The organism is Halobellus clavatus (genome assembly GCF_900107195.1).
Lineage (GTDB): Archaea > Halobacteriota > Halobacteria > Halobacteriales > Haloferacaceae > Haloquadratum > Haloquadratum clavatum.
Genome location: NZ_FNPB01000003.1, coordinates 71,847 through 91,397, shown reverse-complemented (window position 1 = coordinate 91,397; position 19,551 = coordinate 71,847). Strand labels below are relative to the sequence as shown.

The 19,551-nt window shown below is 66.8% G+C and carries 18 protein-coding genes and 1 tRNA gene; 13 read left to right on the top strand and 6 right to left on the bottom strand.

What is annotated here, in order from left to right; genetic code table 11:
* Positions 1-69: 69 nt before the first annotated feature.
* The gene (locus BLU74_RS06005; RefSeq protein WP_089766355.1) at positions 70-1,704 is read right to left on the bottom strand and encodes an ATP-binding protein; all 1,635 of its coding nucleotides are present in this window, start codon (positions 1,702-1,704) and stop codon (positions 70-72) included.
* A gap of 534 nt (positions 1,705-2,238) precedes the next feature.
* Between BLU74_RS06005 and BLU74_RS06000 the strand changes: the two genes are divergently transcribed.
* From BLU74_RS06000 to purF, 7 genes are all read left to right on the top strand, one after another.
* Entirely contained in the window at positions 2,239-2,418 is a 180-nt protein-coding gene (locus BLU74_RS06000; protein WP_089766352.1) for a hypothetical protein, read from the top strand.
* 62 nt (positions 2,419-2,480) lie between these two features.
* Positions 2,481-3,713, top strand: a complete 1,233-nt coding sequence (locus BLU74_RS05995) for an HD domain-containing protein (protein ID WP_089766349.1) — start codon at positions 2,481-2,483, stop codon at positions 3,711-3,713.
* A gap of 68 nt (positions 3,714-3,781) precedes the next feature.
* Positions 3,782-4,795, top strand: a complete 1,014-nt coding sequence (locus BLU74_RS05990) for an amidohydrolase family protein (protein ID WP_089766347.1) — start codon at positions 3,782-3,784, stop codon at positions 4,793-4,795.
* 128 nt (positions 4,796-4,923) lie between these two features.
* On the top strand, positions 4,924-5,676 hold the full coding sequence (locus BLU74_RS05985) for an alpha/beta fold hydrolase domain-containing protein (RefSeq protein WP_089766345.1): 753 nt from the start codon (positions 4,924-4,926) through the stop codon (positions 5,674-5,676).
* Between the two features lie 201 nt (positions 5,677-5,877).
* Positions 5,878-7,785 carry a molecular chaperone DnaK gene (gene dnaK / locus BLU74_RS05980; protein WP_089766343.1) on the top strand — a complete coding sequence of 636 codons (1,908 nt, stop codon included), beginning with the start codon at positions 5,878-5,880 and terminating at the stop codon, positions 7,783-7,785.
* Positions 7,786-7,870: 85 nt separating this feature from the next.
* Positions 7,871-8,248, top strand: a complete 378-nt coding sequence (locus BLU74_RS05975) for a hypothetical protein (RefSeq protein WP_089766341.1) — start codon at positions 7,871-7,873, stop codon at positions 8,246-8,248.
* A gap of 89 nt (positions 8,249-8,337) precedes the next feature.
* Positions 8,338-9,927 (top strand): amidophosphoribosyltransferase, encoded by a 1,590-nt coding sequence (gene purF / locus BLU74_RS05970; protein ID WP_089766339.1) that lies wholly within the window; start codon positions 8,338-8,340, stop codon positions 9,925-9,927.
* Positions 9,928-9,942: 15 nt separating this feature from the next.
* Here purF and BLU74_RS05965 read toward each other — a convergent pair whose 3' ends face one another.
* The gene (locus tag BLU74_RS05965; protein ID WP_089766336.1) at positions 9,943-10,344 is read right to left on the bottom strand and encodes a MoaD/ThiS family protein; all 402 of its coding nucleotides are present in this window, start codon (positions 10,342-10,344) and stop codon (positions 9,943-9,945) included.
* Between the two features lie 61 nt (positions 10,345-10,405).
* Positions 10,406-10,966 (bottom strand): DUF420 domain-containing protein, encoded by a 561-nt coding sequence (locus tag BLU74_RS05960; RefSeq protein ID WP_089766334.1) that lies wholly within the window; start codon positions 10,964-10,966, stop codon positions 10,406-10,408.
* A gap of 118 nt (positions 10,967-11,084) precedes the next feature.
* On the opposite strand from BLU74_RS05960, the gene BLU74_RS05955 reads away from it, so the two are divergent.
* The 5 genes from BLU74_RS05955 to BLU74_RS05935 all read left to right on the top strand — a co-directional run bounded on the left by BLU74_RS05955 (position 11,085) and on the right by BLU74_RS05935 (position 14,425).
* A tRNA-Leu gene (locus tag BLU74_RS05955) sits at positions 11,085-11,169 on the top strand.
* A gap of 162 nt (positions 11,170-11,331) precedes the next feature.
* Complete coding sequence (locus tag BLU74_RS05950; protein ID WP_089766331.1) at positions 11,332-11,859, top strand: helix-turn-helix domain-containing protein; 528 nt, start codon at positions 11,332-11,334, stop codon at positions 11,857-11,859.
* 68 nt (positions 11,860-11,927) lie between these two features.
* Positions 11,928-13,133: an alanyl-tRNA editing protein gene (locus tag BLU74_RS05945; protein ID WP_089766329.1), complete on the top strand. Its 1,206-nt coding sequence runs from the start codon at positions 11,928-11,930 to the stop codon at positions 13,131-13,133.
* Between the two features lie 95 nt (positions 13,134-13,228).
* Entirely contained in the window at positions 13,229-13,819 is a 591-nt protein-coding gene (locus tag BLU74_RS05940; protein ID WP_089766327.1) for an HAD family hydrolase, read from the top strand.
* Positions 13,820-14,017: 198 nt separating this feature from the next.
* Positions 14,018-14,425, top strand: coding sequence for a DUF7969 family protein (locus BLU74_RS05935; protein WP_089766325.1), 408 nt, complete (start codon positions 14,018-14,020; stop codon positions 14,423-14,425).
* A 75-nt stretch (positions 14,426-14,500) separates the two neighbouring features.
* Here the strand turns inward: BLU74_RS05935 and BLU74_RS05930 are convergent, their stop codons facing one another.
* The 3 genes from BLU74_RS05930 to tbsP form a co-directional block, all read right to left on the bottom strand.
* Positions 14,501-15,388: a bifunctional methylenetetrahydrofolate dehydrogenase/methenyltetrahydrofolate cyclohydrolase gene (locus BLU74_RS05930; protein WP_089766322.1), complete on the bottom strand. Its 888-nt coding sequence runs from the start codon at positions 15,386-15,388 to the stop codon at positions 14,501-14,503.
* A gap of 105 nt (positions 15,389-15,493) precedes the next feature.
* Positions 15,494-16,741 carry a serine hydroxymethyltransferase gene (gene glyA, locus BLU74_RS05925; protein ID WP_089766320.1) on the bottom strand — a complete coding sequence of 416 codons (1,248 nt, stop codon included), beginning with the start codon at positions 16,739-16,741 and terminating at the stop codon, positions 15,494-15,496.
* Between the two features lie 87 nt (positions 16,742-16,828).
* Entirely contained in the window at positions 16,829-17,656 is an 828-nt protein-coding gene (gene tbsP / locus BLU74_RS05920; protein ID WP_089766317.1) for a transcriptional regulator TbsP, read from the bottom strand.
* A gap of 133 nt (positions 17,657-17,789) precedes the next feature.
* On the opposite strand from tbsP, the gene BLU74_RS05915 reads away from it, so the two are divergent.
* Positions 17,790-19,484, top strand: a complete 1,695-nt coding sequence (locus tag BLU74_RS05915) for a YcaO-like family protein (RefSeq protein ID WP_089766315.1) — start codon at positions 17,790-17,792, stop codon at positions 19,482-19,484.
* Positions 19,485-19,551 lie beyond the last annotated feature (67 nt).

The window sequence follows — 19,551 nt, the reverse complement described above, 5'->3', positions numbered from 1 at the left end:
TCGGGATTCCCTATACACTATCGGTCGGTGCGTGCGGTGCGGCAGGACTGACCGCGGGGCGACATCCGCTCAGTCGGTGTCGGTGTGAATCTCGAAGCGTGCGCCGCCGTTCGTTCCCTCAGTCGCCTCGATCGACCAGTCGTGGGCCTCGACGATCTCCGAAACGATCGCGAGGCCGAAGCCGGTGCCGTCCGCGGCGGTCGTGAAGCCGGCGTCGAACACCTCGGAGGCGGCCCCTTCGGGGAAGCCGTCACCGTCGTCTTCGACGTAGAAGCCGTCGGGAAGCGCCCCCACGGTGATTGTCACGTCCGAGCCGCCGTGTTCGACCGCGTTCCGAAACAGGTTCTCGAACAACTGCTGGAGTCGTTCGGGGTCCGCGGAGAGGTCGGCGTCGAACTCCCCCTCAAGTTCGAGTTCGGGATCGGTCGCGGGGACCATCGACCACGAGCGCTCGGCGATCACGGGCAGGTCGACGCGCTCGACGTCGTCGATCGAGACGCCCTCCCTGGCGAGCGTCAGAATCTCGTCGATCAACTGTTCCATCCGCTCGTGTGCGCGCTTGACTGGCGTGAGGTGCTCGACGTCCTCCTCCGCGATCGCGAGTTCGGTGCGCCCCTTCGCCACCTGGAGGGGGTTGCGGAGGTCGTGGCTGACGATGCTCGCGAACTCCTCGAGTTTCTCGTTCTTCTCTTCGAGTTCGCGACGGTACTGCTCGCGGTCGGTGACGTCAGTGAGCACGATCGACTGCCCGGTCTGGGCCCCGCCGGTCGTGAACGGCGTGTCCGAGACGTTGTAGTACCGGGTCGTCCCCGAGACGTCAGTCTCGAAGACGGGGTCGGGAGCATCCAGCGCCCGGACGAGTTCGGGCGCAACCTCCGAGACGGCCTCGTTGATCGACCCCGAGAGGTCGTCGAAGAGCGCCTCGGCGCGGGCGTTGAAGTCACGGATCCGCCCCGATTCGTCGACGACGACGACCGGGTTGTCGCCGTCGCCCGCGACCCGGACGAACTGGAAGCGGTCGAAGTACAGCACGAAGACGCCGAGCGCAAACGCGGCCACGCCGATGGAGGAGTACGTCAGGTCCAAGACGTTCGGATACACCGCGCCGGCGACGTCGAAGATCACTGGGAGTCCGGTCAGCCCCAGGAGCACGAACAGCGGTTCGGCGTTCGAGTTGACGCGGACGAACAGCTCGAACAGCATGAAGAAACCGATGGCGGTGAGCGCGTACGACAGGCCCATCACGATCCAGTGGAGCGGGCGGTGTGTGACCTGGAGGTACCTGAACGGCACCAGCGCCGGTTCCGCGACGAAGTACCACTGGTGCAGCGGGTTGGTCACCTTTATCGCCACGAGCAGGAGGAACACCGCCGCGAAGGAGCGCTGTATCGTCGTGTTCCGGTGGAAGGTTCGACCGGTGTACGCCGAGCAGAAGTACAGCCACGGCCCCACCGAAGCCAGGCCGATGATGAGGCCCACCTCGTAGAGGACGTACTGGAGCGTCGGCGTCGGCAGCGTCAGATAGCCCACGTGGGCTGCCGCCCACCCGCCGCTCGTGAGCAAGAGCCACGAGAGTCCACGTCGCGTGTCCTCGTGTTCGATGCGCCGCGCCCGCGGAAGCATCCCGAATGAGACGACGGCAGCGCTGGCGAACGCAAGGACGTACAGCGCGAACAACACCGGAGAGGGCAGCGACGGCAGCATTCGGGAAAGTGTGGTGATCTGTTGGGCAGGAGCGATATCAACCCTCCGGATTTCGTGGTCGCACAGAACGATCCCGCGAAGGGGTGTCGATCTCGGGGAGTCCGTTCCCCGGTGCCGCTGATTGCGGGTCGTCACGTTCCGACCAGCGAGCGACCGTCGTCAGGGGCGGTGCTCGCCCCCACAGCACCGACACAGACGGGGAGATGACAGGTGTCGGCGCTGTGAGGGGTCCGAACGTTCGTGCTGTGGCGCGGAACGGTGGGCTCGACGGTCGCGTGCTGATTGCAGAGAGATCGACCCGTCCATCCAGCGGGTCGATCAGTTGCGACGCCGCATCGGCGACGTCGCACATACTACTCGGGCGGGGAGCCACTTCAACCGAGGCGACAGTCAATCCGGATTATTCGGCGTCGGTAACGCAAGCCGGCTAAAATCGGATTGAGTATCGGTGATCATATACGTGAAGGCAGGCGGCGGTCAGGATACCGGCACGGCGACCGGGGTATTTTCTTGGCGGGGGCCGAGCGGAAGCATATGTGGTCCCGCGATGCCCTCCTGTTCGCCATCCTGCTCGCCCTCCTGAGCGTCGCCTCCCGCCTTCCCGCTTCGGGTGGCTCGCAACCGTTCCTCGCCGCCGCGGCCGTCATCGGCGGGCTCGCGTTCGCCGGTCGGACGCTCTGGGCCGTCGCGGAGGTGGCGCGGCCACCGGATTGAGAGGCGAGCGGAGCGGTCTGTCGCGGGCGACGGTTTTTGTACGATCCGGAGCAACGCCGCGTATGGCGACGATCAAAGACAGCGTCCACGACCACATCGAGGTCGCGGGCGTCGCGGCGGCCCTCCTCGACACCGAGCCCGTACAGCGGCTCAGACACATTAAGCAGTTGGGCACGGTGCAGTTGGTCTATCCCTCCGCCAACCACACCAGATTCGAGCACTCACTCGGCGTCTATCACCTGGCCGACCGGGCACTCGAACACCTGGGAATCGACGGAGTCCAGGGCGAACGGCTCCGCGCGGCGGCGCTGCTCCACGACGTGGGGCACGGCCCCTACAGCCACAACATCGAGGAGGTCACCTACCGACACACGGGGAAGTACCACGACGACGTCGAGGAGCTCCTCTCGGCCGGCGAGGTGGGTGCGACACTCCGCGAACACGACCTCGACCCAGAACGAATCGCCGGACTCGTCGCCGGCGAGGGTCAGTACGGACAACTCGTCTCGGGAGAACTCGACGTCGATCGGATGGACTACCTCGTCCGCGACGCCCACCACACCGGCGTTCCTTACGGGACGATCGACCACGAGCGGCTGATCCGCGAGCTCACGTTCGTCGACGGGGAACTGGTGCTCGCGGAGGGGAACGTCCAGACCGCCGAGTCACTGCTGCTCGCGCGGGCGCTGATGAACCCTACCGTCTATCAGCACCACGTCGCCAGAATCTCGAAGGCGATGCTCCGTCGTGGCGCCGAACGGTTGCTCGATCACCCCGACGTGGACCCGGAGCGGCTTCGGCGGATGGACGATCACGACCTCCAGGTCGCGCTCCGATCGACGCCTGAAACCAGCGAAGTCGCCCGTCGCCTCCGCACTCGCGATCTGTACAAACGAGCGGTCTGGGCCGAACTTGAAGCGGTCCCCGAAGATGTCGTCGACGCCGACTTCGAAACCCTCCGCGACCTCGAAGAGCGCGTGGCCGAGCGGACCGAACTCGCCCCCGAGGAGGTCGTGATCGACGTGCCCGACCGCCCGTCGATGACGGAGTCGACCTCGCGAGTGATGGTGAGCGGCGAGATGCGGCAGTTGGGGAAGCAGTCACCGCTCGTGTCAGCGTTGCGGACGGCGCAACAGCAGCAGTGGCGGCTCGGCGTCTACGCGCCGGCGGACGACACCGATCGGGTGGGACGCGCTGCCGTGGCGGAACTGGGACTCGATCTGGATGGCGCGCTCGTCTCCGACGTGCGGCCGGGCGTGACGGCGACGCTCGACGAGTTTGCCGACGCCGGGTGAGAGACGGGAAGTGACCCTGCGGAGAGAGAGGCGGGAGTTTCAAGCGGCTGCACCGAGTCTATTTCACAATGATTGTCGAGGGAACAGTGCTCCGGGGCCCCGCTCTCGACCCCGTCGAGGGCCGCGTGGTCTTCGAAGATGGCGAAATCACGGCCGTCGAGGAGGCCGCGGTACACTCGAACGATGTGGTGCTGCCGGCGTTCGTCAACGCCCACACGCACATCGGCGACTCCATCGCGAAGGAAGCCGGCGCGGGGCTTTCGCTCGACGAACTCGTCGCCCCGCCGGACGGGCTCAAGCACCGGCTCCTCGACGCAGCCACTCGCGAAGAAACCGTCTCGGCGATGCGGCGCTCGCTGCGACTGATGGGTGAGACGGGGACCGCCGCCTGCGTCGAGTTCCGGGAGGGGGGCGTCGAAGGCGTCGAATACATCCGCGAGGCCGCGTCGGGGCTGCCGATCGATCCTGTCGTCCTCGGCCGGGAGTCGGCGGACGCGATGCGCGAATCGGACGGGTTCGGGGCATCAGGCGCTCGCGACGCCGACTTCGACAGCCTGCGTACCACGACGCGCGAAGCGGACAAACTGTTCGGCATCCACGCCGGCGAGCGCGATCCACACGACATCAACGCCGCGCTGGACCTCGATCCGGATTTCGTCGTACATATGGTCCACCCCGAGGGGATTCACTACGAGCGACTGGCGGATCGGCAGATCCCGGTAGTCGTCTGTCCCCGCTCGAACCTCGTCACGAGCGTCGGCGTCCCGCCGATCCGCGAACTGGCTGACCGAACTACGGTGGCGCTCGGCACGGACAACGTGATGCTGAACTCGCCGTCGATGTTCCGCGAGATGGCGTTCGCTGCGAAGCTTTCGGACGTCTCGGCGACGGAGGTGCTGCAGATGGCAACCGTCAACGGCGCGGAGATCGCCGGCCTTGACTGCGGGGTCATCGACCCCGGCCGACCGGCGAAACTGCTCGTCCTCGACGGCGACTCAGACAACCTCGCCGGGGCCCAGGACGTCGTCCGCTCGGTGGTCCGGCGCGCCGGTGCGGCCGACGTGAAAGACGTCATCTACTGACAATGCGTACTCTCGTCTCTTACCGCCGAGCGCCACCCCCGGTGACGGCGCTCGGCGGTGAAAAGTGAGAGTGATCATTCTGCGCGGGTGCGGCGGGATTTATCATACCGCCGCCCCCGTCATCCAGTATGCTCAGATCGCCACAGGCGCTCGTCCGCGAGACGCCTCGGGTCCGAATCACGCGACGGGGGCGGCCCGACGACGAGGACCTGCTGGTCCTCCTCGGCTGGGGCAACAGGCCCGAACACGAGCACGTCGCGTGGCTCCTCACGCGCCTCGTCGATGCCGGCTACCACGTCCACGCGGTCACGCTCCCGACGAACGGCTGGAACTTCGAGGCGCAGTACTGCGATCCGATCGCGACCTACGCACGCGACCACGGATTCGAGGTGGTGCTGAGCCACAGTACGGGCGGCCTGGTCGCCGAGTTCCTCGGCGACTACCGACACGTCTTTCTGAGTCCCTGGTGGGGGGTCGTGACCGACGGATGGCTCGACCGGGTCGTGACGGACGTCTTCTGTCGCCTGCCGACCGCACGGCGACTCTACGATCCCGGCTTCGATCCCGACGCGATCGGCGACCTGAAGTCGCCGGCCGAAGCCGCTGCGGGACCGGAGGGCATCTCGCCGGCCTTCCTCTCGATGATCCGGGACGCACAGGCCCGTCTCGGGACCTTCGATCGAGACGACGTCGTATTCTACACGCCGGAGGACCGAATCGTCGACCCCGGGGCCATCGAGGCCCGTGCCCCGCCGTCCCACCGCCGCCGATACGAGGGGGGCCACGAGTGCTTCGCGTCGTCGGGACGAGACGCTGTTCTCGGGGACCTCCGGACCGCGCTGAAGGCCGGTCCGGACGCGCTCGTCGACGACTCGTCTTGACACGGGGCGGGACGGTCGGCCCCCAGCAGCAGGCTGCCCGAGTCGACCGAGAGCGACGACTGACCTGCGCTTCGATATAAATCCACCTACTTGCCAACGATACACACGGACTAATCGGGTCACCGCGTCGACCCCGTTCCCCGCCGTGCGAACCGCCGTCTAGTAACCTTTAACCGATTTAGACCAGTAGTTGACGGTAAGATGGCGAGCAACAAGATCCTCGGTATCGACCTCGGCACCACGAACAGCGCGTTCGCGGTGATGGAAGGGGGCGACCCGGAGATCATCGTGAATTCCGAGGGCGAGCGGACGACGCCCTCCGTCGTCGCCTTCGACGACGGGGAGCGCCTCGTTGGCAAACCGGCGAAGAATCAGGCGGTCAAGAACCCCGAGCAGACGGTACAGTCCATCAAGCGTCATATGGGCGAGGAGGGCTACTCCGTCGAACTCGACGGCGAGGAGTACACGCCCGAGCAGGTCTCGGCGATGATCCTCCAGAAGATCAAGCGGGATGCCGAGGAGTACCTCGGCGACGACGTCGAGAAGGCGGTCATCACCGTCCCGGCGTACTTCAACGACCGCCAGCGACAGGCGACGAAAGACGCCGGCGAGATCGCCGGCTTCGAGGTCGAACGCATCGTCAACGAACCGACGGCCGCCTCGATGGCCTACGGCCTCGACGACGAGTCCGATCAGACCGTGCTCGTCTACGACCTCGGCGGCGGGACGTTCGACGTCTCGATTCTGGATCTCGGCGGCGGCGTCTACGAGGTCGTCGCGACCAACGGGGACAACAGTCTCGGCGGCGACGACTGGGACGAGGCCATCGTCGACTACCTCGCCGACGAGTTCGCAGCCGAACACGGCATCGACCTCCGCGACGACCGGCAGGCGCTCCAGCGGCTCGAGGACGCCGCCGAAGAGGCGAAGATCGAACTGAGTAGCCGAAAGGAGACCACGATCAGCCTGCCGTTCATCGCGACCACCGACTCGGGCCCGCTCGATCTCGAAGAGAAGCTCACTCGGGCGAAGTTCGAGTCCCTCACCGAGGATCTGATCGACCGGACCGTCGACCCGACCGAGCAGGCGCTCGACGACGCCGGCTACGGCAAGTCCGACATCGACGAGGTCATCCTGGTCGGCGGTTCCACCCGGATGCCGCAGGTTCAAGAGAAGGTCGAGGAGATGACCGGCAAAGAGCCCAAGAAGAACGTCAATCCCGACGAGGCCGTCGCGCTGGGCGCGGCCATCCAGGGCGGCGTGCTCGGCGGCGAGGTCGACGATATCGTCCTGCTCGACGTGACGCCGCTCTCGCTCGGGATCGAGGTCAAAGGTGGCCTCTTCGAACGGCTCATCGAGAAGAACACCACCATCCCCACCGAGGAGTCGAAGATCTTCACGACCGCCGCGGACAACCAGACCTCCGTGAACGTCCGGGTCTTCCAGGGCGAGCGCGAGATCGCCAACGAGAACGAGCTTCTCGGCGAGTTCCAGCTCACGGGCATCCCGCCGGCCCCCGCCGGAACGCCCCAGATCGAGGTCTCGTTCAACATCGACGAGAACGGAATCGTCAACGTCGAGGCCGAGGACAAAGGCTCCGGCAACGCCGAGTCGATCACTATCGAGGGCGGTGCGGGACTCTCAGACGAGGAGATCGACAAGATGCAGGAGGAAGCCGAGGCCCACGCCGAAGAGGACGAGCGTCGCCGCGAGCGCATCGAGGCACGTAACGAGGCCGAGAGCACGATCCAGCGCGCGGAGACGCTCCTCGACGAGAACGAAGAGGAGATCGACGACGACCTCCACGACTCGATCGTGGAGAAGATCGAAGACGTCGAGGCGACGCTCGAAGACGAGGACGCGACGAAAGAGGAACTCGAAGACGTCACCGAGGCCCTGACGACGGAACTGCAGGAGATCGGCAAGCAGATGTACGAAGCACAGCAGGCTGCCGGTGCAGGCGGTGCCGGTGCCGGAGCGGGTGCGGCGGGCGCTGGTCCGGGCGGTCCCGGCGGTGCCGGTCCTGGCGGAATGGGTGGCGCCGCGGGCGACGGCGACGAGTACGTCGACGCCGACTTCGAGGACGTCGACGAAGACGACGAGGAGTAACTGCTGATCGCGCGCGAGCATCGCTGCTCGCGCAGTCGTCGAAAGCGAAGAAACGCTTTTTTTCCAGGCGTCTGTCCGGGCGTGTATGCCCATCAGCGATGACGAGTGGGAGTCAGGCCGGGAGTGGACCGACACCGAACGCGCGGTCGCGGAGTTCCTCGACGCGGTCGCTCCGCGAGCGTACGCCGTGGCCGAACTGCACCAGTTGTTCGTCGACGGCGGGACGGTTACCGTCCCTGAGTCAGATGAGTCCGGGCTCGACGTCGTCCGCGACGAGGACGCCGAGCAGGAATTCGACTCAGACACGTCTCGGGTCGACGTCGCGCCGATGGACGTCACCGAACGGGAACTCCGGGCGGCCGCCAACGGCCTCAGAGACGCCGAGTATCTCGACTCGAAGGCGATCCGGACGGCCGACGGGTTCGTGACGCACTACCGCCGCTGTGACTGCGGAATGTTCTGATATCCATCGATGTGCATATTTTCTCGGCTGAAGCGGCAGAAGATGGCATATGGACGGATTTTTACCCACGGGTCTCCGTATTGATGTATATGCCAAACGGGCGGGACCCCTCGAACCCCACACCCGGACGCGGACCGACGGACGCTGGATCGACGCACACATCTTCGACGGATTCGACGGAGACGCAGGCGGCGCTCTCGGGCCCGACGGAGAAGTGTGGTGTCGTCGGCGTCGCGCTCGAGGACCGGGCCGCGGCGCGCCCGCTGTACTACTCGCTGTACGCGCTCCAACACCGGGGCCAGGAATCGGCGGGAATCGTCACCCACGACGGCTTTCAGCAACACAGCCACGTGGAGATGGGCCTTGTCGGCGACGCGTTCAGCGAGGCCGACATCGAAGGGCTCGCGGGACACGCGGGGATCGGTCACGTCCGATACCCGACGTCCGGCGGCGTCAACGCCTCCTGCGCACAACCCTTCTCGGTGTCGTTCAAGTCGGGCTCGCTGGGCCTCTCACACAACGGCAACCTCGTCAACGCCGACGAGATCCGATCGGAACTGGCCGACCTGGGCCACGCCTTCACCTCCGACGGCGACACGGAGGTCATCGCGCACGACCTCGCACGCAACCTCCTCGAAGCGGACCTCGTCCGCGCCGTCAAGCGCACGATGGACCGGATCCACGGCTCGTACGCGCTGACGATTATGCACGACGAGACCGTGTTGGCGGTACGCGATCCACAGGGGAACCGCCCGCTCTGTATCGGTGAACTCGACGACGGCTACGTCGTCGCCTCCGAGTCGGCCGCGATCGACACGCTCGACGGAGATCTCGTCCGCGACGTCCGACCCGGCGAACTCGTCGTCCTCGAACCCGACGGATCGGGATTCGACTCGTATCAACTGGTAGAACAGGACAACACCGCGCACTGCTTCTTCGAACACGTCTACTTCGCTCGACCGGACTCGATCATCGACGACACGCTCGTGTACGAAGCCCGACGCGACCTCGGACGGAAGCTCTGGGAGGAGTCGGGCGTCGAGACCGACGTCGTCCTGCCCGTGCCGGACTCGGGGCGCGCGTTCGCGTCGGGGTACGCCGAGGCCGCCAACGAGACGACCGTCGAGGGCGCGCCGCGGGTCGACGGCGACAGCGGCGTCGAGTTCGCCGAGGGGCTGATGAAGAACCGCTACGTGGGGCGGACGTTCATTATGCCGACGCAGGACGAGCGCGAGCGTGCGGTCCGGCTGAAGCTCAATCCGATCAAGAGCACGGTCGAGGGCCGATCCGTCACGATCATCGACGACAGCATCGTCCGTGGGACGACGTCCCGCCAGCTCGTCTCGCTGCTCCGTGACGCCGGCGCAGAAGAGGTCCACGTTCGAATCGGCGCCCCGGCGATCGTCTCGCCCTGTTACATGGGGATCGATATGGCCTCCCGGGAGGAACTCATCGCCGCCGACCGCTCGGTGGAGGAGATCTGCGAGGAGATCGGGGCCGACAGCCTCGGGTACCTCTCGGTCGATGCCATCGCCGACGTGCTCGGTCGATCGGAACTGGACCTCTGTCTCGGTTGTGTCACCGGGGAGTACCCCTATGACATCGACGGCGAAGAGACTGATCGCGACGTGCAGCGCCCCGTCATCGGAGACGGCGAGCGGGCCCACGCCGACGACTGAAGAGCAGCGCCGAACTCAGACGCAGAATAAGAACGGATTGACGAGCGCGACCCGGTCGCCGTCGGCTAATTCCGTGTCGAATCCGTCGAGGACTTCGTTGAACTGACCGTTCACGAGGATCCTGGCGTACGCGCGGGTCCGCTCGCCGTCTGGATTCGCCCGGAGGTCACCGGGGACGTCGTCGCCGTCGATCGGCGCCCATCCGCGGGTCGCCGACTCCTCGGCCGTCTCGGCGATCACGAGGTCCCGAACCTCGTCACCGTATTCCTCGAAGAACGCTGAGGCGAACTCGCGGAGCGTGTCGCCCTCGAAGGAGTACGAGAGTCGCGGTGTGCCGATCGCGTCGCGGACGTGACCGGTGGCACGTACCTGAACGGTGGTCTCGCTGGCCTGTCGGACGTCCTGAACTTGCGCCATACTGTCCGATATGCAACGAACCCCAATATGCAATCGGCCGAATATGTTCGTTGGGTGGCGGTCAGTAGACGACGTACAGCATCGCGTACACGACGTCGCCGAGGAAGAACGAGATCAGCCACAGCGAGGCCGCGATCCGTCCGACGGCCCGGTGTGAGGTCTCGTAGATGGCGTCGATCGGCCGGGTCACAGCGAGCAGGACGACGTAGTACAGGAGCGGAATGCAGACGATCGCCAGGACGATGTGCACTGCGAGGATCGGGAGATAGACGAACTGATAGATCGTCTCCGGGCCGGGAAATTCGGCGGCGCCGCGGAAGATGATCCGATAGAGGTAGAGGACGAGAAAGGCGACAAACAGGCCGAGCGTGGTGAGCATCATCGCCCGGTGGCGTTTGACCTGCCCGCGACGGATGAACCGGACCCCGAGGAGGATCGTTACGATGGCGAGCGTGCTGAGGACAGCGTTGACGTGCGGGATCGCATCGAGGACCGCCGCCGGTGCGCGGGGGAGAACCGACGACGGAATCGCTCCGAGGACGGCCCCGAACACGGCCGCCAGAGAGAGGACAGAGAGCGCCGCGGTCAGTTCGCGGACGCGGTTGCGCGCGCGGATTTCCATACCGAAATTCCGGGACGGAGCGGTGAAAACAGTGACGTCTGAGCCCCGTCCCGTCGTCGAAAGGAAACTCATTTAAATTACCCCAGACAATCAGTGATTGCGAAACACGACACTGCGAGCGTGGGTAGCCAAGCTAGGCCAACGGCGCAGCGTTGAGGGCGCTGTCCTGTAGAGGTCCGCCGGTTCAAATCCGGTCCCACGCATCGCACGGCGGCGAGATCCGCCACTCGATGCGGGTGCACTCCCTTCAGGGACACAGCACCCACGCACAATCCTACCGTAAGTACACTGAACAGGCACCGTTCCGGAGCCCGCCAGCCGTCGCGGGGGGTACGTTTTAAACGATGGAGCCAGTACGGGGCGCTATGCCGAAGTACTCCACCGGCGGCAGCGGTGGCGGGGGCAGCGGGGACAGTTGCGAACTCTGTGGACGGTCGACCGGCAACCTCCGCCGGGCGAACGTCGCCGGCGCGGAACTACTCGTCTGCGGTGACTGCGCTCCGCACGACGACTCACAGAAGAAAACACGCGGGTCGTCCGGGTCGGGGACGGACAGCGGAGCGGGCGCTGGCGACAACTCGCGTCGCAAGCGCGCCGCACAGAAACAGGCCCGGGTGTACGACCAGGCGAAGGGTGACTCCTCTCACTGGGAGGAGAGCGGGACGGACTACGAGGGCGATCCGCTCCCCTATCTGGTGTCTGACTACGGTGACCGCGTCGAATCCGCCCGACAGGAAGCCGGACTGACGACAGAAGAGCTGGCCGCAGAACTCGACGCCGAGGAGGCAGACGTCGTTGCGGTCGAACAGGGCCGGGCGACCCGAGCCGGCGTCGGCGGCTCACTCGTCAGATCGCTCGAAGAGCGGTTAGCCGTCGAACTGGTCGACGAGTGACCGGCGCTCGGAGGACGGGTGGCCGGGACTGACAGCATTTTTGTCCTCAGCCCGTTTGAGCGACGGGTATGGAGACACGCGCGCCCGCGGATCCAACCGTCCGTGAGTTCACCGCCGAGGTCGTCGACGTCGACGGCCCTGAGGTGACGCTCGATCACACGTACTTCTACGCGGAGAGCGGCGGCCAACCGGCCGACACCGGCACGATCGACGGGATTCGCGTCGTCGACGTCCAGGACGACGGTGACGCGGTCCGACACACGCTCGCCTCGGATCCGACGTTCGACGTCGGCGCTACGGTGTCCGGCGGGATCGACGACGACTTCCGGACGTACTGTATGCGCGCCCACACGGCGAGTCACCTCCTCTATGGGGCCGGCCGGCGACTCCTCGAAGACCTCGGATACGGGGGCTTCGACATCTCCGAAGACAAGGTCCGAGTCGACTTCACGACTACGACCGACATCGACGACGAGACGCTCGTGGAACTCGAACGGCTGACGAACCGGGCGGTGTGGGACTCGCTCGACGTCGAGTGGTACGAACTGCCGACCGACGAGGCGACCGCTCGCGACGACGTCGCGTTCAATACGAAGACCGAAGAGGGCGTGATGGCCGGCGCCGACACCGTTCGGATCGTCGATATCGACGGCTGGGACGTCGCCGCCTGCGGCGGGACGCACGTCTCGAACACGCAGGAGGTCGGCCCGGTGACGGTCCTCGATCGGTCAAATCCCGGTGAGGGTCTGACCCGCGTCGAGTTCGCCGTCGGCCCGACGGGCATCGACCGCCAGATCGACCGTCACCGTGCGCTCAGAGCGGCCGCTACGGCGCTCGAAACGAACCTCGACGACCTGGCGGCGACGGCCGAGGCGGTCCGCGAAGAACGCGACGACCTCGAATCGCGCGTCAGAGACCTCGAACGCGAGTCGCTCGCGGCCGCGATCGACGACTTCGAGCTGTCCGAGATCGGCGAGGCGACCTGGCGGCTCGGCGTCCTCGCCGACGCAGACCCGAACGAGGCCGGAGAGGTGGCCAAGGACGCCGTCGGCGACGACGGCGTGATCTGCGCCGTCGGCGACGGCGAGCGCCCGTTCGTGGTCGTCGCTGCCGGTTCTGAGAGCGGCGTCAACGCCGGCGCGGTCGTCGAGAGCGTGACTGACGCCTACGGCGGCGGCGGCGGCGGTGGCCCCCCGTTCGGGCAGGGCGGCGGACTCGACGCGACGCCCGAAGACGTGCTGCAATTCCTCCGGGAGTGGGAGCCCTCGGAGTAAACGCTCGGACGGAGGACCCTAGCGTCCGGTAGTCGGGCACGTCGAGCCGCGGGCATTCCGAAGCGCCTTTTCGCGAGGGATCCCTACGGACGACGATGACTGATCGTTCGCTCACGACGGCGGAACGGCCCCTCTCGGCGTTCGAGGCTGCCGTCTGGGACCTCGACGGGACGCTCGTCCGACTCCCCGTGGACTGGGACGCCGTCACCCGCGACGTCGCATCGGTGTTCGAGGCCGCTGGCATCGACGCGACGGGCGCGGATCTATGGCAGTTGCTGGAGCGATCGGGCGACGCGGGGCTCCGGACGGAAGTCGAGCGGACGATCGCTGACCACGAGCGCAGAGAGGCGTCAAGCGCCGACCGACTGCCCTCGGCGGACGCCGTCGGACGCTTCGAGGCCGAGGGCGTGTGCTCGCTCAACTGTGAAGACGCCTGTCGGGTCGCGCTGGAGACGCACGGTCTCTCGCCGTACGTCGACGCGATCGTCGGTCGCGACAGTCTCGACGTGTGGAAGCCCGATCCAGCGCCGCTGCTCGAGACGGTCCGCCGGTTGGACGCCGACGCCGAGCAGACAGTGTTCGTCGGCGACTCCGAGCGTGACGAGGTCACGGCCCGGCGCGCCGGCATCGAATTCCGGTACGTCCGCGACCTCGAAATCGATCCGGCGGGGCGCAACGAGGGCTGACAGGCGGCACGCTTCCCCCACGAGACGTCGTGCCGCACACCCGCGTCACGTCCCGCGATCGCTCTCACCGCACAGCGGGGGTGGCCGCGGGTCAGTACATAAACCCTCGGCTGGCCCGGCGGGGTCCGAGCGACCACGGTGTCGTCGGAGCGGGCCGCCGCCGCGGTCGTTAAGTCCGTTCGTCTCTGATTTCCGACGATGAGCTACCCGGTTCGATACTACTGTCCTCACTGCGGCGCGGTCTTCGAGGTGGACCGCGAGGGATACCTCTCGGATAAGTCTGTCACACCGTACCCGCTCGTCGGATGGGAGTACACCGTCGCCGGGGGAGATTACGAGTCTGCCGACGGGATCCGTCTCACCTGCGGCGAGACCGAGACCGACGGCGTCCGGTGGACCGACGAGCGGAGCGACGCCGACGACGTCGACGATCCGACCGCCGAGAGCCCCTGTGGCCGCGACCTGTACCTCTCGTTCGTCAGGTTCGTCGACGGGGAAGAAGTCGAACCCGAACCTGCAGTCGAGACCACCGAGATCGCGGGATCGGGGCCGTCCGGGCCGCGCGGTGCCGATGGCCCCGGCGGGCCGAGCGGATTCAGTCGGTAGCGACGCCGACGCGGTTGCGACGCGACGATGTTGACGCGGTGGGACGCGACAACGCAGACGCGTTGCTCAGCCGATCTACGGGAGATCGACTTCGATTCCGGCGACGTCGCCGGCAGCCTTGACCGTGTTCCACAGGAGCATCGCGCGGGTCATCGGGCCGACGCCGCCCGGGACTGGCGTGATCGCGCTCGCCTTCTCCTTGGCGCTCTCGTACTCGACGTCGCCGATGAGTTCGGAACCGTCCTCGGTCTCGACGCGGTTGATCCCGACGTCGATGACGACCGTACCCTCGGTGAGCATCTCGCCCGTGATCATCTCGGGGACGCCCGCGGCCGCGACGACGATATCGGCGTTGCGCGTCTTCTCTGCGAGGTCTTCAGTTCGGGAGTGACAGACCGTGGTGGTCGCGTTTCCGCCTGTGTCCTTCTGGATGAGGAGGTTCGCCATCGGCTTGCCGACGATGTTCGACCGGCCGACGACGACGGCTTCAGCGCCTTCGGTTTCGACGTCAGCAGCCTCGAGCAGTTTCTGGACGCCGTGCGGCGTACACGGCTTGTAGCGGGCGTTCCCGGCGACGAGTCGGCCGACGTTCTCGGGGTGGAAGCCGTCGACGTCCTTCGCGGGGTCGATGCTGCGAAGGACCTCTCGCTCGTCTACGTGGTCCGGCAGCGGCATCTGGACCAAGATCCCGTGCACCTCGGGATCGTCGTTCAGTTCGTCGATCGTGTCGAACAGTTCCTCCGCGGGAGCGTCGGGTTCGATCTCGACGTCTTTGGTGGCGATGCCGACCTCCTCGCAGTCTTCGTGTTTCATCGAGACGTACGAGGCGCTCGCGGGGTCGTTGTTCATCAGCACCGTCGCGAGACACGGTGTCGTCCCCGACTCGGTGAGCGTCTCGATGCTGTCGAGCAGCCCGTTTCGGATGTCCTGTGCGACGGCGTTGCCGTCGATGATCTCCGTCATATCATACGGAGCGCGCGTAGCACACTTCAAATGTGCTGATTCGTCTGCGGTGTTCGACCCGGCCTGTGGCCGCCCAGAAGGCGAGCAGATGGCCTCTCAGGTGCGTTACTCGTACAGCGGGAACTCCTCGCAGAGTTCCTGAACGCGTTCACTCACGTCTTCGACGACCGCCTCGTCGTCGTAGTTGTCGACGACGCGGACGATCAACTCACCGACCTCTCGCGTCGCCGCCTCGTCGAAGCCGCGGGTGGTGAGCGCGGGCGTACCCAGTCGGATCCCGCTCGGATCGAACGCCGAGCGCGTCTCGCCGGGCACCGTGTTCGCGTTCATCACGATGCCGGCGTCTTCCAGCGCGGCTTCGACGTCCTTCCCCGTCGTGTCCGGGTGCGAGGGCCGCAAGTCCACGAGGACGAGGTGGTTGTCGGTCCCGCCCGAGACGAGTTCGAGGCCCGCGTCCTGCAGCGTCTCGGCGAGCGCTTTCGCGTTCGCGACCGTCTGTTCGGCGTACGCCTCGAACGCCGGATCGAGGGCTTCCGCGAACCCGACGGCCTTGCCCGCGATGTTGTGCATCAGGGGCCCGCCCTGTGCGCCCGGGAAGACCGAATTGTCGATCGCGTCGGCGTACTCCTCGTCGCACATAATGATGCCACCCCGACCGGCGCGGATGGTCTTGTGCGTCGAGCCAGTGACGAAATCGGCGACGCCGACGGGCGAGGCGTGGACGCCGGCCGCGACGAGTCCGGTGATGTGAGCGATGTCCGCGAGGTGGTAGGCGTCGACCGAATCGGCGACCGCCTGGACGCGCTCGAAATCGACCTCCCGGGGGTACGCAGAGTAGCCCGAGACGATGATGTCGGGGTCGAACGTCTCGGCCGTCTCGGCTAACCCCTCGTAGTCCACGTAGCCGGTTTCGGCGTCGACTTCGTACTGTTCGACCTCGTAGGTCTTCCCGGTGAAGTTCGCGGGGTGCCCGTGCGAGAGGTGCCCGCCGTGGGTCAGATCCAGCGAGAGGATCTTATCGCCCGGATCGAGCATCGCCAGGTAGACCGCCATATTGGCCTGCGTCCCGGAGTGCGGCTGGACGTTGACGTGATCGGCCCCCCACAGGTCCGTCGCCCGGTCGATCGCTAGCTGCTCGACCTCGTCGGCGTACTCACAGCCCGCGTAGTAGCGTTCGCCCGGGTAGCCTTCGGCGTACTTGTTCGTGAGTGCGCTCCCCTGTGCTTCGAGGACGGCCTCGCTGACGTGATTCTCGCTCGCGATCATCGCCAGGGTGTCTCGCTGGCGCTGTACCTCCTCGGAGAGCGCGTCTGCGACGGCCGGGTCGACGTCGCGGACGTGGCTGTAATCCATACCTGATACGGTAGTTGTGCATCAAATAAGTGTGTCCACTTCGCTCCCGGCCGTACGTCCTGGCCAACGGATCGGTGCCCGACAGAGTCAATCGAGCAGGTCTCGCGCCACAGCGGCGAGGTCGGCCACGTCGGCCTCGCGGAGCCGGTCGTCCGCGAGACTGAGTCGCAGCCGCGGACGGCCGACGTCGATGGGGACTTTTTCGGTCTTGAGCAACCCGCGCTCTTCGAGTTTCGTCTTGGTCCGGGAGAACGTCGCCTTGCTGGCGATGCCGACGTCTTCGCCCCACTTCGAGATGTCGTAGAGCAGCACCTCGTTCCGCGCCGCGACGAGGAGGCTGATCGTCACCTCGTCGAGCTCGGCCCGACCGTCCTGGACCGTCTCCAGGGCGGCCAGCACTGCGTCGAACTCCTCGCGGATGTCCGCCCCGAGGTCCTGCTCCAGAGACGTCCGGACGTCCGACAGGGCCGGGGTACGCAGCGAGAACTCTCTGGCAGCCGCGAACTGCTCCGCGTACGTGTCGGCTGCGGTGTCGACGAGGCCGTCGTCCTGGGTGGACAGTCCCGCGGCGCGGTCACCCACCGTGACGACGGCGACGATCGACGACTCGGTGACGACGAGTGAGTTGTCCGGCGGATCGTCGACGATCCGGAGGTCCAGCGCTCCCGAGGCGAGCAAGTCCGACGCGTTGCTGGCGACGAGGAAATCGTCGGTCGCCGACTTCAGCAGTTCCTCGGTGGCTAGGACCCGAACCGGCGGGGAGTCGTCCACGTCGATGGCCCGCGTGACGAGCGCTTCGACGATCGCGGGAGTCGGTCCGACGACGTACACGGGGTCCTGGTCGGACGCCGCGCGGAGAGCCGAGGTGAGAACGTACTCGACACTGTCTCCGAGTACGTTCGTTTCGGAGGGCATATGTCCGTTGTTCGGTAGTAACTACTTAATTTTACCGCGGCTGTGCCTGTATATACGTGGCATCGATTCGGCAGACGGCGTCGATACCGCCGAGACCCGGCGATTTTTCTCGGTCACTCCCGAGGGGGAACCTATGACGTACGCAATCGAGGTCGTCGGCGCTGGTCCGGCCGCGGAGGCGGCCCGGGCCGCGTTCGACGACGTCGACGCCGAGGTTCGAACGGATCCCGACGACCCGGCACTGACGCTCGTGATCGCGCCGGCAGGACGAGCATCGGACGTAATCCAGACGCGCGCCGAGCGACTGGTCGTCGTCGAGATCGGCGGTCTCGGCGGCCATCCGATCGCCGACATCGACGCCGGCGTCTCGGCCTTCGGCGTCGGGGGCCCCGACTTCGCCGACCTTCGGGCGCGAGTTGGCGCGACGACCGATGCGGCAGGATCGCCCGCGGGTGACCGAAGCGCCGTCCGCTTCGCCGGGGCGCTCGCTGGCCGACGTGCGGTGGCACTGCTCGCCGATGCGGCGACCGTCGCCGGAACGGCCGTCGAGGTCGCCGGTGCCGGTCTCGCCGCGGAACGACCGATCCTCTCCGTCCCCGATCCCGAGTCTCGCGACCGCGAGCTGCGGCGCGATCATCGGTCAGTCGACGTCGACGACGCACTCGGCCGGGCCGAGCAGGCGCTCGACGACCGGACCGGCATCCTCACGCAGGTCGGCGAGCAGGAGTCGTTCCCCGTCCCCTACTATCTGGCACAAACCGCGGACACCAGCGAGTTCAGCGACGCGCGCGCCGCCGAGTTCGCGGCGGGCGTCGATCCCGACTGGGACGTGGCGTTTATGAAAGCGCTCGGGGAGGGACTCGAACGGTACTGCGCCGGCGTCTATCGCACCGCCGAGTTCACCGTCGCCCCCGAGCGGACGCGGTCCCGGCCGGTTCCTCCCGCGGCGTTCGTCCGACCGGACGACGCACCGACCGTCGATCCGGAGACGCCGCAGCCGTGGGTCGAGGGCGTCGACCTCCGGCGCGAGGAGGGCGTGTCGCTGCCGGCGGAGTTCGTCCACTATCCGCCGCCGACCGAACAGCACAAGCCCGCGATCACGACGGGGCTCGGTCTCGGCAACTCCGGGACCGAGGCGTTGCTCGCGGGGCTCTATGAGGTGATCGAGCGGGACGCGACGATGCTGGCGTGGTACTCGTCGTTCGAGCCGCTGGGGTTGTCTGTGGACGACGACGACTACGAGGAACTCCGGAAGCGGGCGCGGGCGGAGTCACTGACCGTGACGACGCTCCTGGTCACCCAGGACGTCGACGTCCCCGTCGTCGTCGCGGCGGTCCACCGCGACGGGGAGTGGCCTCGCTTCGCCGTCGGGTCGGACGCGTCGCTGGATCCGGTCGACGCCGCGCGGTCGGCGCTGGCGGAGGCCCTGCAGAACTGGACCGAGTTGCGATCGATGGGGCCCGAGCAGGCGAACGCCGAGGGCGGCGCGATCGGCGAGTACGCGTCGTTCCCCGAACCGGCACAGTCGTTCGTCGACCCCGAAACCACCGTGCCGACGTCGAGCGTCGGCCCGGCGTCGGTTCCCAAGGGCGAGGCCGAATTCGACGCGGTCTTGGAGCGTGTCGATGCGGCAGACCTCGATACTTACGCCGCACGCCTCACGACGGAGGACGTCGAGTCGCTCGGGTTCGAGGCGGTCCGCGTGCTCGTCCCAGACGCCCAGCCGCTGTTCCAGGGGGAACCGTTCTTCGGGGCGCGGGCCCGGAACGTGCCGACCGAACTGGGGTTCGATCCCCGACTGGACCGGCCGTATCACCCGTTTCCCTGAGCGGCCCGTTCGCCGCAGCGGGCGAGCGCGCCGCTCTCACGGAGGGCTCGGCCGGTACGGGGTGTCC